Source organism: Candidatus Palauibacter soopunensis (assembly GCF_947581735.1).
GTDB lineage: Bacteria > Gemmatimonadota > Gemmatimonadetes > Palauibacterales > Palauibacteraceae > Palauibacter > Palauibacter soopunensis.
Map to the genome: position 1 here is coordinate 1 of NZ_CANPVT010000034.1, position 13,893 is coordinate 13,893.

Annotated in this window: 16 protein-coding genes; 9 read left to right on the forward strand and 7 right to left on the reverse strand. The window is 67.4% G+C overall.

Going from position 1 to position 13,893, the window contains the following annotated elements; translation table 11 throughout:
* Nucleotides 1-293: 293 nt before the first annotated feature.
* Nucleotides 294-620, reverse strand: coding sequence for an SDR family NAD(P)-dependent oxidoreductase (locus tag RN901_RS09900; RefSeq protein ID WP_310758112.1), 327 nt, complete (start codon nt 618-620; stop codon nt 294-296).
* Between the two features lie 531 nt (nt 621-1,151).
* On the opposite strand from RN901_RS09900, the gene RN901_RS09905 reads away from it, so the two are divergent.
* Nucleotides 1,152-2,336 carry an IS256 family transposase gene (locus tag RN901_RS09905; protein ID WP_310758113.1) on the forward strand — a complete coding sequence of 395 codons (1,185 nt, stop codon included), beginning with the start codon at nt 1,152-1,154 and terminating at the stop codon, nt 2,334-2,336.
* Nucleotides 2,337-2,509: 173 nt separating this feature from the next.
* Here RN901_RS09905 and RN901_RS09910 read toward each other — a convergent pair whose 3' ends face one another.
* The 6 genes from RN901_RS09910 to RN901_RS09935 all read right to left on the reverse strand — a co-directional run bounded on the left by RN901_RS09910 (nt 2,510) and on the right by RN901_RS09935 (nt 6,508).
* Nucleotides 2,510-4,144, reverse strand: coding sequence for an AAA family ATPase (locus RN901_RS09910; RefSeq protein WP_310758114.1), 1,635 nt, complete (start codon nt 4,142-4,144; stop codon nt 2,510-2,512).
* A 46-nt stretch (nt 4,145-4,190) separates the two neighbouring features.
* A complete protein-coding gene (locus RN901_RS09915) occupies nt 4,191-4,601 on the reverse strand; it encodes a hypothetical protein (RefSeq protein ID WP_310758115.1) in 411 nt (136 codons plus the stop codon).
* A complete protein-coding gene (locus tag RN901_RS09920) occupies nt 4,598-4,963 on the reverse strand; it encodes a hypothetical protein (RefSeq protein WP_310758116.1) in 366 nt (121 codons plus the stop codon). Before RN901_RS09920 ends, RN901_RS09915 begins: the two co-directional genes overlap by 4 nt.
* A gap of 191 nt (nt 4,964-5,154) precedes the next feature.
* The gene (locus RN901_RS09925; protein ID WP_310758117.1) at nt 5,155-5,367 is read right to left on the reverse strand and encodes a type II toxin-antitoxin system HicB family antitoxin; all 213 of its coding nucleotides are present in this window, start codon (nt 5,365-5,367) and stop codon (nt 5,155-5,157) included.
* 49 nt (nt 5,368-5,416) lie between these two features.
* Nucleotides 5,417-5,620: a hypothetical protein gene (locus tag RN901_RS09930; protein WP_310758118.1), complete on the reverse strand. Its 204-nt coding sequence runs from the start codon at nt 5,618-5,620 to the stop codon at nt 5,417-5,419.
* A gap of 174 nt (nt 5,621-5,794) precedes the next feature.
* The gene (locus RN901_RS09935) at nt 5,795-6,508 is read right to left on the reverse strand and encodes a S24 family peptidase (protein ID WP_310758119.1); all 714 of its coding nucleotides are present in this window, start codon (nt 6,506-6,508) and stop codon (nt 5,795-5,797) included.
* A 491-nt stretch (nt 6,509-6,999) separates the two neighbouring features.
* Between RN901_RS09935 and RN901_RS14985 the strand changes: the two genes are divergently transcribed.
* The 8 genes from RN901_RS14985 to RN901_RS09975 all read left to right on the forward strand — a co-directional run.
* Nucleotides 7,000-7,269 carry an AlpA family transcriptional regulator gene (locus RN901_RS14985; protein WP_345782379.1) on the forward strand — a complete coding sequence of 90 codons (270 nt, stop codon included), beginning with the start codon at nt 7,000-7,002 and terminating at the stop codon, nt 7,267-7,269.
* Nucleotides 7,266-7,553, forward strand: coding sequence for a TrbC/VirB2 family protein (locus tag RN901_RS09945; protein WP_310758121.1), 288 nt, complete (start codon nt 7,266-7,268; stop codon nt 7,551-7,553). The genes RN901_RS14985 and RN901_RS09945 overlap by 4 nt, the downstream gene beginning before the upstream one ends.
* The gene (locus RN901_RS09950; protein WP_310758122.1) at nt 7,553-7,858 is read left to right on the forward strand and encodes a VirB3 family type IV secretion system protein; all 306 of its coding nucleotides are present in this window, start codon (nt 7,553-7,555) and stop codon (nt 7,856-7,858) included. The genes RN901_RS09945 and RN901_RS09950 overlap by 1 nt, the downstream gene beginning before the upstream one ends.
* Nucleotides 7,855-10,263 carry a DUF87 domain-containing protein gene (locus RN901_RS09955; protein WP_310758123.1) on the forward strand — a complete coding sequence of 803 codons (2,409 nt, stop codon included), beginning with the start codon at nt 7,855-7,857 and terminating at the stop codon, nt 10,261-10,263. The genes RN901_RS09950 and RN901_RS09955 overlap by 4 nt, the downstream gene beginning before the upstream one ends.
* A gap of 38 nt (nt 10,264-10,301) precedes the next feature.
* Nucleotides 10,302-11,177 (forward strand): TrbG/VirB9 family P-type conjugative transfer protein, encoded by an 876-nt coding sequence (locus RN901_RS09960; protein ID WP_310758124.1) that lies wholly within the window; start codon nt 10,302-10,304, stop codon nt 11,175-11,177.
* A complete protein-coding gene (locus tag RN901_RS09965) occupies nt 11,174-12,409 on the forward strand; it encodes a TrbI/VirB10 family protein (protein ID WP_310758125.1) in 1,236 nt (411 codons plus the stop codon). The genes RN901_RS09960 and RN901_RS09965 overlap by 4 nt, the downstream gene beginning before the upstream one ends.
* Nucleotides 12,406-13,323 (forward strand): hypothetical protein, encoded by a 918-nt coding sequence (locus RN901_RS09970; RefSeq protein WP_310758126.1) that lies wholly within the window; start codon nt 12,406-12,408, stop codon nt 13,321-13,323. Before RN901_RS09965 ends, RN901_RS09970 begins: the two co-directional genes overlap by 4 nt.
* Before the next feature lie 13 nt (nt 13,324-13,336).
* A partial coding sequence (locus tag RN901_RS09975; protein ID WP_310758127.1) for a hypothetical protein occupies nt 13,337-13,893 on the forward strand: 557 nt, incomplete at its 3' end.

The window sequence follows — 13,893 nt, forward strand, 5'->3', positions numbered from 1 at the left end:
TCAACCTTCTCGACGCCGATCCGCCACTGGTCAACTGGGAACAGTCCTACGACGCATTCACCCACAGTCCCAAGGGCAGGCGCCTCAAGCTCTCCGTGACCTACCGTCCCGGGAACTGAGGAGGGGCTGTCCCCGCAGGGGAACGGGCGGCAGCGCCGCCCCGGGTCGCGCCGTTCCTTCGGCTCTATGGCCTAGCCGATCTGGTCAGCCGAAGGTGCGACGCAATACGGATTCGTAGACTCCGTCGCCGAACCACTTGCGGATAAACATCAGCGGGCGCGCGGTCGCGCCCTTCACGTACCGCCGCCGTGGTCGGGCGGCGGTCGCCGCCTCGACGAACACGCGGGCGAGCACTTTGGCGTCGGTGCCGCGACTCGCGGCCTTGGGGGGACGAGTTGGGTGAGGTGGGCGAGGCCGAACAGGTTCACCTCGAACTGGTATCTGGCGTCTTCGAGCGGGATGTCCTCGACCGTCCCGTAGAGGCCGAAGCCCGCGTTGTTGATCAGAACGTCGATGCGTCCGTCGGCGTCGATGATCCGGCGCACGGCCCGCTCGTTGTCCTCGCCCTTCGAGACATCCATCTCGACCGGGGTGATGCCGTGTTCGGACAGATCCTCCATGCGCCGCCCGGCGCGCGCCCGCGTAGACGGTGTGGCCCGCGCGGGCCAGCAGGATCGCCGCCTCCCGGCCCATGCCGGAGGAGGCTCCCGTGACAAATATGACCTTGCCCAAGGCGTTGCTCCTTCTCTTGGTATTGGCTGAGGAAATGTCAAAGACGCGGATTGAGCCGGAACCGTCCCGAAGCAAGCCACCACCGTGTCCGCGTCCCGCCGAGGCGGCCCAGCAATCTAATGGCGACGGAGACCCAAAGGCTGCATGCTGCCACGGGTGACGCCCAAGCCCATGCGCAACCGGGTGAGGCTCCGTGGGCCGTCCTCGCTCCCTTCGGTCTTCAGCGGCTCGGTCCTCGACTGCGATCTGGCCCCGCAAGGCGGTGTTATCTCCGAGCGTCACCGCGTGGTTTTCGCGGCGGCGGATGTCCCGTAGAACTTGGTCAAGCGCGTCAACCTGCCCGTGCCGCCGTTCGACTTGCCGCCATACGGTGTCGTCCTTGTTCAGCCGTTCGACGCGTGGGATAGCAAGGCTTCGACTTGCATCTGCCTCCCACGCTGTCAACGTCTTGCGGCAATAGGTGCCCGGAAGAGATCATGGGCGGCGGCGGGCTGTTGGACGCGCTGACGAAGCGTGTGATGGAGCGGGTGCTGGAGGGCGAGCTCACCGATCACCTCGGCTACGAGAAGCACGCGAGGGAGGGCCGCAACGACGGCAACTCGCGCAACGGCCGCACTCGGAAGCGGGTGAAGACGGACACGTCGGAGCTTGAGATCGAGGTGCCGCGGGACCGCGATTCGACGTTCGACCCGCAGTTCGTCAGGAAGGGCCAGCGGCGGCTGGGCGGGTTCGACGAGAAGGTGATCACGCTGTATGCGCGGGGCATGACGACGCGGGAGATCCAGGGCCACCTGAAGGAGTTGTACAAGGTCGAGGTCTTGCCGTCGCTGATCTCGGCCGTGACCGACGCGGTGCTGGACGACGTCAAGGCGTGGCAGGGGCGGCCGCTGGATGCGGTGTACCCGATCGTGTATCTGGACGCGATCCACGTGAAGGTGCGGTCCCGGGGCCATGTGCGGACGCACGCGGTCTACCTCGCCCTGGCCCTGAACCTGGAGGGCAACAAGGAGCTTCTGGGGCTGTGGGTGGGCGAGGCGGAGGGGGCGAAGTTCTGGCTCTCGGTTCTGACGGAACTCAGGAACCGGGGCGTCGAGGACATCCCGATCGCCTCGATCGACGGCCTCAAGGGCTTTCCCGAGGCGATCGAGTCGGTGTTCCCGAAGACGCAGGTCCAGCTCTGCGTCGTGCATCTGGTGCGCGGCTCGCTCCGGTTCGTCTCCTGGAAGGAGCGCAAGGCCGTCGCCCGGGACTTGCGGGCCATCTACCGGGCTCCGAGCCTTGAGGCGGCCGAGACGGCGCTGGAGGCCTTTTCAGAGCGCTGGGACGAGCGTTTCCCCGTGATCAGCCGGAAGTGGCGGGCGAACTGGGCGAACCTGACCCCGTTCTTCGATTATCCGCCCGAGATCCGCAAGGTCATGTACACGACGAACGCGATCGAGGCGCTGAACGCGCAGCTCACCAAGGTGACGAGGAAGCGTGGCGCGTTCCCGACCCCGGAGGCGGTCAGGAAGGTCTTGTCCGCGCAAACCGCAGGTGAAGCGGATCACGACGGGGAATCGTATAAATCTAACCGGGACTGCACGATCTGCGCTCCCTGCCGTTAAACAACGATCCGACTGAGCCGTACGAGATCGACCGGGAAACCGCCTCATTCTGCGGGACTTGACGAGGGAGATCCGACACCTTTCCCGGACGAACGTCTGACGGTGACGGAGCTCTCCTTCTTGCCAGCATTGCGCCAGCGTGAATCGCGGACTCTCGGCTGGGTTGGAAGACCTTAACGTCGGTCGGTCGGATTACCGTTCAATCTCTCGATCAAGTCACCAAAAAGTCCTCTGACGAACCCCATAGCTTCGTCGTCGCTGACAAGGAGATGTCGGACAGCTCTCTCGTACTCCGACCGGTTACGAAAGCCCAAAGACGAAGAAATGACGGCCAAGGCTTCCGATTCCCGCACTGGGCACTTTGCCAGCAGCGCCTCCCAGTCGCGATTTGCGATCGCATCGTCGAGGTCCTGCGTTCGTTCAGCAAGGACTACATTCGCGTTGTTCGGCACCGTCACCGGTTCGCCGCGAAGCAAATCGTCGTCGTTGGGGATGGCACGATATACCTGCTCACGAACCAGCTTCTTCGATGCGTTTCGGGCTAGCCGCTGGGTATCACCGCTGATGGCGGCGACCCCTGCCGATAGCGCCGTGCGTGTCAACTGAGAACCCTCCCCTCCTGTGACGGCCGCTTGCCGCCCTGCGATCCATTCGATGATTCGTGGGTGGTAGTAAACGGCCTCCACCGCGTAGAAGGGAAGCGCATACACTCCCGTGGAGCTCCCCGAAGAACCCGACCTTGCCTCATTCCCGTCGCCATCCACGATTCCGAATGCCCGGAGCCAATGCAACGACTCCCCTGCACGTACGCCCGCGACCGCGCGCTCCACCTCCCGGCAGCTCCCCTTCGCGATCACCGACGCCATCGGAAATAGGAGATTGTACAGCGGCTTGTCCAAGCTGCTCTCCGTACCCTCTACGAACACGAGGTTCCGTCGCGCCCCCAAAAGATCTCGCTTCAATTGATCGTCGATCGGTGCCTCCGTAGGTAGTTCGTCCGCTTCCCAGTTTGTTACGTCGCGACCGGAAAACTGACAGGAGCGAAGAAGAAGAACCCGAGATCCTAGCATCGACGCGGGTAGATCTTGGTCATGGGTAGAGATGACGAATCCACAGTCCGGTCGGCGTGCAAACAGTTGGCCGAGGAGGGGAGAGATGATCGAGCGGTGCAAGTGCCGCTCCGGTTCGTCAATTATCAGCAGCGTCCCACTTGGGGCGGTCAGCACGGTACCTGCGATCAATACGGCATTCCTCTCACCGTCGGACAACTCGGCTGCGCTGTACTCTGCCCCACCATTCTTGCTAGCCATCAGACGTTCATTCTTGTGGATGCTAACGGTGATGGGAATATTCGATTGGAGCAGTAGTTCATTGATGACTGAGATCGGCGCTTCCTTCTTTGCGGCTTCCGCCGCCGCGTCCATGTCGTCCGCATCAACGCAAGCAGCAATTCCGCGGGCACGAACGTTCTCTGCGTCAATCAGGTCGTAGATCGTGATACTGGCGCGCTGCGCAGCATAGTCGTCGCGATAGCGCGCGTGGTACTGGTGATCCGTCTCACGAATATTCTGTTCCGTTTGCATCTTGGACGCAGGAGTCATATCGAGTGCATCAGTATTCATCCAAGTTTGCCGATGTGCCGATATCCGCCGGGAATTGCCACGGTTGTTAGTCGCGAAACGAAGCATCAAGCTCGACTTGCCGCTGCCGTTTGGACCCAGGACGAACAACGCTTCGCCTACGTCCAGTCTTGAGGTTGGAGCGTCAGCGTTGGTAACGGGAAAGCTGATATCAAATATGGTTGGCAAGCTTCTCTCCCTTCGATAGTTGATCGAATGCCTCCAGTACGTAGCGCTAGGTCCTGTACTCGCTGAGGCGGTTGAGCTCGTGCTGCTTGAGCGACGGAAACGAAGAACTCGGAGCCGGGGCGTCGAGAATCCACTCGACCTCGCTTCGATTCAAGCCGTACATATGCGAGAAGATGGCGTCCAGTTCACTCAGGATCCGGTGCCGCCGCGCATCGTCGCAGAGGAACGGCCGCTCCTCGGGATAGCCGAGATCTGAGGCGAATCCACCAAGCTCATGGCTCGGGAATGTCAATTCCAACACGCGGGGGACCACGAGTTCCACCCAGCTACCGCCGCACCGGGCCTCTTCCAAGTACGCCTCCGGCGGAAGGACGGGAAGCTGCTTGACGATGAAGAAGTTCATGTTGACGCCCCCCACCGAAAACCGGGCGGCCCAGTCGAGGGGGATGGCGTTCATGTTGGCAACCACGAGGGCGGCGGCGACCGCCGGCACCGTGTCGTAATCGACGACGGAAGCGCGATCGCGTCGGTCTGGTGCCGGTGGAGACGGAGTGGCTTGCCGAACTCGTCGTTCTTGTTCTTGAGCCGGAAGATGTTCGCGCACTCGGGATCGAGTACGCCTTCTGAAACAAGCTCGTCGATCCAGCCGCCCGGTTCGAAGCTCGGATTCAGCTGGACGAGCGGTGCGGGCCAGAACCGGCCCGCGGCGTAGGCCGCGTTCACCGTACGCGAGACATCGGCGGCGCGTATGCGCGTGAAGCTCCGGGAGAACCTCGAATACTCGGCGACGAGCTCGTCGCGGAAGGCGAAGACATCCATTGGCGGGTCCCTACCGGCCCGTCGCCAACAGCGCGTGGGTCCTGGCCCCGTTCACGGCACAGCACCGAATGAGCACGGTCGAAGGGCTCACGGACGACGGCCTTCCGAAGCCAAGCGCTGTGGCGAAAGCAACCGGTGGAAACCTGCCTGGAGGAACCGGAGAGAATCGTCTGCTGGACGCATGCGGCGAATCAGGCGAGCATGAGGCGCTCGCCCTTCGGCTCCGGAACGGGCCGCCCCAACTCCCGCGCCCGGTCGATCCAGAACCGCATCGCGTCCTTGATGTTTTCCAACGCGGTTTCCTGATCGGCTCCGTGCGCCATGCACCCGGGCAACTCGGGCGCCTCCGCGACGAAGGCCTCGTCCTCGTTGCTCCAGTAGAGGATGATCTCGTATTTGAACATCAGTCGTCCGCTCCCAGCTTGTACTTGAGGATCAACCGCCGAACCTGCCTCACCTGGTAGGGCTTGGCGTGGCCGCCCCGCCTCTGGAGGTTGACGACTCCACGACCCCTTCCTTGTCGAAGAGGTGGTGGCTGCCGCGCACGCGCTCGTCGAATCCAAGATACCGCATCAGCGCCCGCAGTTCATCGAAGCGGATGTTCGCGTCCGAGCGGCCCCCGAGGATCGTCCGCACCAACCGCTCGCGGCGACTCATCGGCCACCTGCCGCAGCGGCCCAGGCGGCGCGCCGTCGCCGGGCGAATCGGCGTCCGCCGATCCGGCTCGCGGTGTGACCGGGCAAGCTGTTCATGGCTGCTATATCCAGAGTAGGGGACAGGGGACGGCCAATATAACGCGCGACCTTCGCGGAGCGACCGGGCGGCGTGAGCCTAGAGCCTTCGGGAGACCCAGATGGCCCGTCCGACGACGCGGATCTCCTCGGCGAGGCACTCGTGGCTGTCGTACGCGGGGTTGAGGGATCTGAGCACGAGTTTGGGCGGGTCGGAGAGCGGCACATGCTCGATCCGCTTGGCGACGAATCCCATGCCGTCCCAGATCACGAAAATCCCCGGCGGCACCGGCACGGTCCGGCTCACGTCGATCATGATACGGTCGCCGCTCGCCAGGACCGGCTCCATCGAGTCCCCGTCCACCGGAATCATCCACAGGTCGCCGGGCTCGGCCCGCAGCTCGTGTCGGATGAGCGGATCGGCGAACAGCCAGACCGCCTGCGCTTCCTCCAGATCGCCGCTCCAAGCTCCGGCGGCAGCCGCCCGCCGGACATCGGTCTCCGGCACGGCACTGTAGCCCTTCGGGGCGGAATAGGGGCCGGAAGCGGGCGGCGGTTTGGCACGCGCCGCGAGCCGGACTTTCCGGTCGGGCCTTAGCAGGTCGGGCCTGCACCCCAGATGCTCGGCAAGGATCTCGCGGTCGTCCTCGGCCAAGGCCTTCGGCGTGCCCCGTTTGATGAACTGGTGCAGGTAGGCGGCGTTCCGCCCCATGGCGAGCGAAGCGGTTCGCAGGTTCGAGCCGTTCGCAGCCAGTAGCTGGAGCAGCCGTCTGCGCACTGGATCCAGTGCCTTGTCGTTCTCTCGCTGCGTCATGGTGTGGGAGTCTACCTGCATTTCCTGCCCGGTACAACCCACGACCCCGGTGCGGCGGCACACCGGCCGATTCGCCGCCGATTCGGGGGCACGGGGGCGCGATTGGCGACGGCAGCCAACGGGTTGACCCCACCGCTGGAACGCTCAGGAACGCTCTGGAATGTCGGGTTTTTCCTACCAGTTGACCCCCTTGCGAACAGCGTTTCAACGTTTGTGGCATGAAGACGCTGGAAGGGCACTTCAGGTCGCGCTTGGACGCGTTCATCGAGAGCACGGGCATGCCCCTGTCCACGCTCGGCCGCAGGGCGATCGGCGACCCGAACCTGATGCGCGAGATCGCGAGGGGCCGCTCGCCGACGCTGCGGACGGCCGACCGGATTCTGGCGTACACGACCACCTACGAGCGGGAGCGGCATCGCGCGCGGTATCCGCCGCGGCGGCGGTCTCGGAGGCGAAAACCGCGAGCGAACCGAACGAGGAGATCTGGAACGATGACCGAAAGCCCGAAGGACCCGCGCACTACTTCGCCCGTGCGCTTGCTGCGCCGGCCGGAGGTCGAGGCTCGCACCGGCCTGTCGCGGAGCTCGATCTACGCGCGGATGGCGGAGGGGACCTTCCCCCGCCCGGTCCGGCTGGGCAAGTACGGCGTGGCCTGGATCGAGGCGGAGATCGACGAGTGGGTCCGCAACCGGATCTCGGCGGGCAGGACGGCGGAGAGACCGTCGTCCACGAACCAACAAGGAAAGGACGAAGAACGATGAGAACGTTGCTGACAACGATGCGGGCAGCCGCGTGGGCCGTGCTGCTCATGCTGACGCCCGGCGCGCTCCACGCGCAGGGCACGAGCCCGTGGGTGGACGCGGTGAACGAGCTACAGACGCAGTTCACGGGACCGATCGCGCGCGGTCTGTCGCTGATCGCGATCGTGGTGGGCGGGCTGATGTTCGCGTTCGGCGAGGGCGGGAGCAAGCGCACGCTGGCCGGGATCATCTTCGGGATCGGGATGGCCGTGGGCGCGGTGAACTTCCTCGGCTGGCTGTTCTGATGCGGGGCCTCGGTCGCTGGCCGGGCTACGCGGCGCTGAACCGTCCGCTGACGGTGCTGGGCGTGGAGCGGCGGCTGTTCCTGCTGGGCGCGACGCTCGCGGTCGCGGTATGGAACGCGACGGCCTCGCTGGTGGCGGGCGGCTTGGTGTTCGCGGGTTGCTACGGCGCGGGCTGGCTCGCGGGCCGGCGGGACCCGGCCATGCTGGCCGTGCTGAGGACCGCCGCCCGTTATCCGGCGCGGATCGATCCGGGCAAGTGGGCCGACGAGCCCTGGCATCTCCGCATTCGGACGGACTCGAAGTGAGGGTCGCGGAGGAACGCCGGGCCTACGAGGCGGCGGGCTCGCTGGCCGAGGAGCTGCCCTACTGGGGCTGGCTCGACGACGGCCGCACCTGCCTGACCCGTTCGGGCGAGTTGGGCGCGGCGGGCCGGATCCGGCCCGCCGCGGTGGACGGGCGCACGCCCGAACAGATCGACCGCGTGCTCGGTCTTTGGCAGCGGTTGATGTCGGGCCTGAGTTCCGACACGCGGCTCCAGTTCCACATGCTCCGCCGCCCCGGCCTCGCCGAGGGTCCGGACGACGGCGGCTCGGACATCGCGTCCCTGTCGGGCCGCAAGCGAAGCGCGTTCCTCGCCGGGCGCGTCCAGCGGCTCGAAGCCTTCGTGGTATGGTCACACGACCCGGGCCTCCGCCCGGCGGGCGGGGGTTCCGGGACGGGACCGCTGTCGCGACTCAAGCGGCTTCGGAAGCGCCGCAGCAAGACGGCAGCCACCTACCTGGCCTCGGAGATCGAGGCGGCGGCGGGCCGGTTCCGGGCCATGATCGACGCGGGCCGCTCGCTCGTGACCGAGCACACGCCGGTCGAGATGATGGGAGCCCTTGAGGCTTCCCGGCTGCTGTCCGAACTCGTCAACCGCCCCGGCACATTCTGGGACGGTGCGACGGGCAGCGGCATGAACTGGCGGCTCGCGCTATCGGAGCTTGAAGCCGAGCGCTCGCACCTCCGGTTGGACGGCGAACCGGTGATCCTGTACTCGATGATGTCGCCGCCCGGGCAGGCGCACGCCAACCTGCTCAAGGACCTCTACTGCCTGGACGCCGTGACGACGGTCTCGCTCGAATGGCGTCCGTGGACGGTCGAGGCGGCGCGGCGCCGGATCCGAAGCGCGCAGCGCCACTACTTCTCGCGCCGCTACTCGATGATGGCGCACGCGCAGGACGCTCAGGGCACGGCGGCGGCGATGGTCGATTCCGCGGCGGCGGCAGAGTCCGACCGTCTGGGCGCGGCGCTGGTCGAACTCGAAGCCGACGGCGTGGCCTACGGCGAGGCGTCGCTGACGGTCGCACTGCACGGCGAACTCGAAGGGATCGAGCGGCTCGACGGCGACGTGCGCCGCCTGTTCGCCGCGCACGACGCGAAGGTGATCCGGGAGGGCTACGGCCAGATGCCCGCGTGGTTCGCCCGGCTTCCGGCCCAGCCGCGCAAGCGGCAGGTGCGGAGGGTGTTCGTATCGGCCGGTCTCGCGGCGTGCCTCGCGCCCGTGTTCGGCCCTCCGAGGGGGAACCGGAAGAGCCGCCATCTGGACCGCGAGCCGCTGGCGGTGTTCGAGACCCCGTGGCGCACGGCGTACCGCTACGACCTGTTCGCGGGCGACGTGGGCCACACGCTGATCCTGGGGGCGACGGGCTCGGGCAAGAGCTTCACGCTCAACTTCCTGCTCGTCGAGGCGCTCAAGTACGATCCGCGCATCCTGATCCTGGACCTGGGCGGCTCCTACCGCTGGCTGACCCGGTTCCTCGGAGGCCGGTATCTGGAGCTCGCGCCCGGAGAGACCGAACCGACGCTCCGGCTCACGCCCTTCGCGCTGCCCGCCACCACCCGCACGTTCCAGTTCCTGACCGGATGGGTGCTCCGGCTGCTGAAGCTCGGAGGGTACGAGGCCGACGGCGCGGACACGAGCGAGATCCGCGCGCGGATCGAGGACCTCTACGCGCTGGGGACGGAGCGCCGGACCCTCACCGTGCTGGCCGGTTCGCTCCCGGCCGCCATGTGGCCCGCCTTGAGCCGCTGGACGGAGGGCGGCGCGTGGGGCGCGTTCTTCGACAACGCGCCATTGGGCGCGGCGGATATCGAGTTCCGGGACTGGCAGGTGATCGACCTGGCCGGGGCGGCCGAGCACGCGGACCTGTGCGAGGCGGCGCTCGCCTACCTGCTGGAACGCATGCGGCTTGAGATCGAGGACCCGGCCGAGACCGCGCGGCTCAAGCTGATGGTCGTGGACGAGGCGTGGCGGTACATGCAGGACCCCGCCGTGCTGAACTACCTGGCCGAGGCGGCCAAGACGTGGCGGAAGAAGAACGCCGCGCTCGTGCTCGCGACGCAGTCCGCCGTGGACGTGACGGGGACGCCGGGCGCTTCGGCGCTCCTCGAATCGATCCCCACCAAGCTGTTCCTCGCCAACGCCGAACTGCCCGACGAGGCCGGGGCGCTGTTCCGGCTGAACGAGTCGGAGGTCGCCCGGATCCGGGCGCTGACGCCCAAGCGCGAACTGTATCTCCGCCGCCCGGACGAGGCGGCGGTGCTCCGCCTCGAAGTCGATCCCGAGAGCTATTGGCTCTACACCTCCTCGCCCTTGGACGCCGAGAAACGCGCCGAAGCCGTGGCGAGGCACGGACTGGCCCGGGCGCTCGAAGCGCTCGCGGGCTGAACCCATTCCACCCCACCAACCGAGAGGACGTGAACACCATGAAAGCAACTCCAACCGCTGCGATCCTGCTCGGGATCGTCGTCGTCCTGCTGACACTGCTCTTGGCTGTGGTTCCCTGCGATGCAGCCGCGCAGCAAGCTAAAGGCGATGCCGCCTACCTTCGGGTGCCGGTGCCGGAGGAAGGCGAGGAGCGCATCCCCCGGCTCCGCGCGCGCGTGCGCCATACCACAGTCATCGTGCTTCCGGCCGGAGAGCGGATCCTCGACTTCGTGGCCGGCGACTCCGAGTACTGGCACCTGACCGGCGCGGCGAACGTGGCCTACCTGAAACCGCTGGCCGAGGACGCGGCGACGAACGTGGCGCTCGTCTGCGAGTCCGGACGCATCTACTCGTTCCTCGTATCGGAAAGCGGCGAGAAGCCGCCCCACCTGGTCGTCCGCGTCGAGGCGGGTGCGGAGGCGGAGGCCGCGTTCGGCGCTCCTGGGTTCGTCGCCCGGAGCGAAGTCGCCGCCTACCGCCAGATGGCCGCCGAAGCCGTCGAGGCTGTGGGGGTGGTCCGCGAGGAGGCCGAGGCGGGGATCGCCGAGGCGCGCAGCTGGGCCGAAGCGGAGATCGAGGCGTTCCGTGCCGCCTACCCCGAGCGGCTTCGGTTCGAGTACCGGCTGGACCGGAAGGCGTCCGAGCGGCCGTTCCGGGTCGAGGCGATGTGGCACGACGGGGAGTTCACCTATCTCCGCTCGCGCGCACAGGAGTCTCCGGCGCTCTACGAACTCCAGGACGGTGAACCGAGCCTGGTCGCGTTCGATCTCACCGAGGACGGCCTCTTCGTCGCCCGCCGTGTCTTGGGCGACGGGTGGCTCCAGATCGGCGACAAGCGGGCCGGGTGGCGGTTCGAGCCGAGTGACGTGCGATGAGCCGCTGGAAGCAGTGGATGAAGGAGCCGAAGGGCGCGCTGCCCGGCGGCTTCGTCACGAAAGCCGGGATCGCGCTGATCACCGTGCTCGTGGCCGGGCTGCTTTTGTCCTCGTCGTTTTCCGGTCCCGACGAGGCGGCCGAGGGCGTCGCCCCCGCGCCGGCCCGGCCCGTGGACGACCGCACGGGCCGGTCGCTCGACGGGCGCTTGAGCGACGAAACCGACCGTCAGAGCCAGCAGGCGGCGGTCGATGCGGACCGGGAACAGGGACAGTCCGGTGCCTCCGGACAGGACACGGCCGGGCAGGACACGGTGGCAAGTTCGGGTGGCACCGGGGGCGGCATGGGCCGAGCCGAGTACGAGCTTCGCGAGGCGCTCCGGCTCGAAGAGGTTGAGCGCCGGACGCGCTCGCTCCGCTCGTTCCCCATCGCCCAGTCGCACCGGGAGCCGAACCGGGCTTCGGATGCGGCGGTGTCCCCTCTGGAACCCGAGTCTCCCGACGCGGCACTCGACGGGGCGCTTGCGTCCCTTGGGCAGTCCCTTGCCGCCCTTGAGAACGAGATGGCGGTCGGGCTGGCCGCCGGTGCGTTCGCGCCCGGCGTCGGAGGCCCGGCACTGCTGGCGGACGTTCCCGCGGCGTCCCGCACGTCCGAGCCGGGCCGTTTGGTCCAGCCGCACGACCCGCCGGGTTGGGAGCGCATCCACGAGGGCACGTTCCTGGAGGCGGTGCTCGTCACCCAGTTGTCGGGGGAGTTCCCCGGCCCGGTGCTCGCCATGGTGTCTGCGCCGCTGTATTCGGCCGACCGCCAGCGGGTGCTGATCCCGCGCGGCGCGCGCGTCGTCGGCAGCGCCCAGGCGGTCCAAAACCGGGACCAAACCCGCCTCGCCGTCTCATTCCACCGGCTGCTGCTGCCCGATGGAAGCTGGGTGGATCTTGAGTTCGCCGGCCTCAACCAGGTGGGCGTGAGCGCGCTTCGGGACCAGGTGAACCGCCGCTACCTCTCGACCTTCGCGGCCGCCGGAGCGGTCGGCGCGCTGAGCGGGCTCACGCTCGCCGGAGCCTCGCCCTACGGACTCCGGGCAGGCGTCGGGCAGGGACTCGGGGGCAGCGCCACCTCGATGCTGGACCGGTATCTGAACCGTCTGCCCGAGATCACGATCCGCGCGGGCCACCGGCTCCGCGTCTGGTTCACCTCCGATGTCCTCGTCCCGCGCGATACGACACACCGATGACACGAAAGGACCGTCCCATGCGCCACCGCATCCTCGCCGCCGCGCTTCTCGTCCCCATCCTGCTCCTCGCGGGCGCCCGTCCCGCGAGCGCGCAGTTCGACTTCGGGAGCTGGTTCCAGCGGGCCACGATCATCGCGAACCAGATCACGCAGATCTCGCACCAGGTCACCCAGATCCGGTCGATGGCCCGCCAGCTTACGGAACTCGAAGACCAGCTCGACCACATGGAGCGCGCCGCCAAGGGCGAGATCGACGCGCTGCTCCAGCCGTTTTCCGACCTGTCCGCCGATCCCGTGGGCCTCGTGCGCGACGGACTCGGCTGGCGCTCGGACTTCACCGGCCCGGCCCGGGGCACGGTAGACGCCGTCCGGAGAATGGGCAGCGGACGCTCGTTCACGCGGCACTGGAGAACCGCCCGCAACGCGGCCGACCGGGTATCGGATGCCGACATCCTCGCTCTGTTTGCGAACCTTCCGCCGCAAGCCGCGACGCGCGCCCTGGAGAACCACCGCCGCGCCCGCGAGGCCGCCGACCGGCAGCGGGTCTTGGACTACGCAGCACTGGACGCGGCGGCCGCGCTCGCCGGGACCATAGAAAGCGCTCAGGGCTCGTTCGGCGATCTCACGGCGAATGGGAACTTGTCCAACACGGCCCTCCAGCAGGCCGGAGTGGCGGCCTCACTGAGCCAGGGGCGGATCAACGCGGCTCTCGGCCAAGTGCTCGCCCACGAGGCCGCGCGCGAGGCGAGCCGTGCGAGGCAGGCCGAACTCGCCCACCTCGAATGGCTCGGGCGGTGGCATGACGGGCGGGCGCGGGCGAACGCGTTCGCCGGGACCATGCGGAACGCAGCGACGCTGAACCGGGCCGCGCTCCGCGACGGACTGCTGTTCCGCGTCCCCTCGTTCTACCGGTAGGGGCGCGACGGCCATGCAACTGCCCCCGCAGTCCATCGACCCGAACGTCCCGGCCCAGATCCCGGCCGATCAGCTTCAGGACTTCAAGAGCTTCCTCGACGTGGTGCTCGACACCGTCGTCGGCGGGGCCGCGCCCGACGTTCACACGCTCGGGCTCCAGCTCTGGGGCGGGCTCGCCGCCGTCATGGTCGCCTGGACCGGACTCAAGATCGCGTTCAGCGGCACGTTCCAGCCGTGGGAGATCGTCAAGCTCGTGATCGGGATCGCGATCCCGCGCACGCTGCTCCACTACTACGTCGTCCCGATCCCGGGCGTGGGGCTCACGTTCCCTGCCATGGTCGCCGGAGGCGGGATCTGGCTCCAGAACCTGTTCCTCTCCGACGTGGTGTCGGCAGGCTACACGGAGATGACGGCGCTCGTGCAGGCGTACAGCGCGCACCTGGGCGCGGCGTGGTCCACGGGCAACCTGCTGTCCATCGTGACCTCGGGCGCGACCGTGATCTTCTCCTCGCTCATCACGCTCGTGATGGGCGCCTCGCTCGTGGTCTGCCTGCTGGCGCTGTTCTGCGT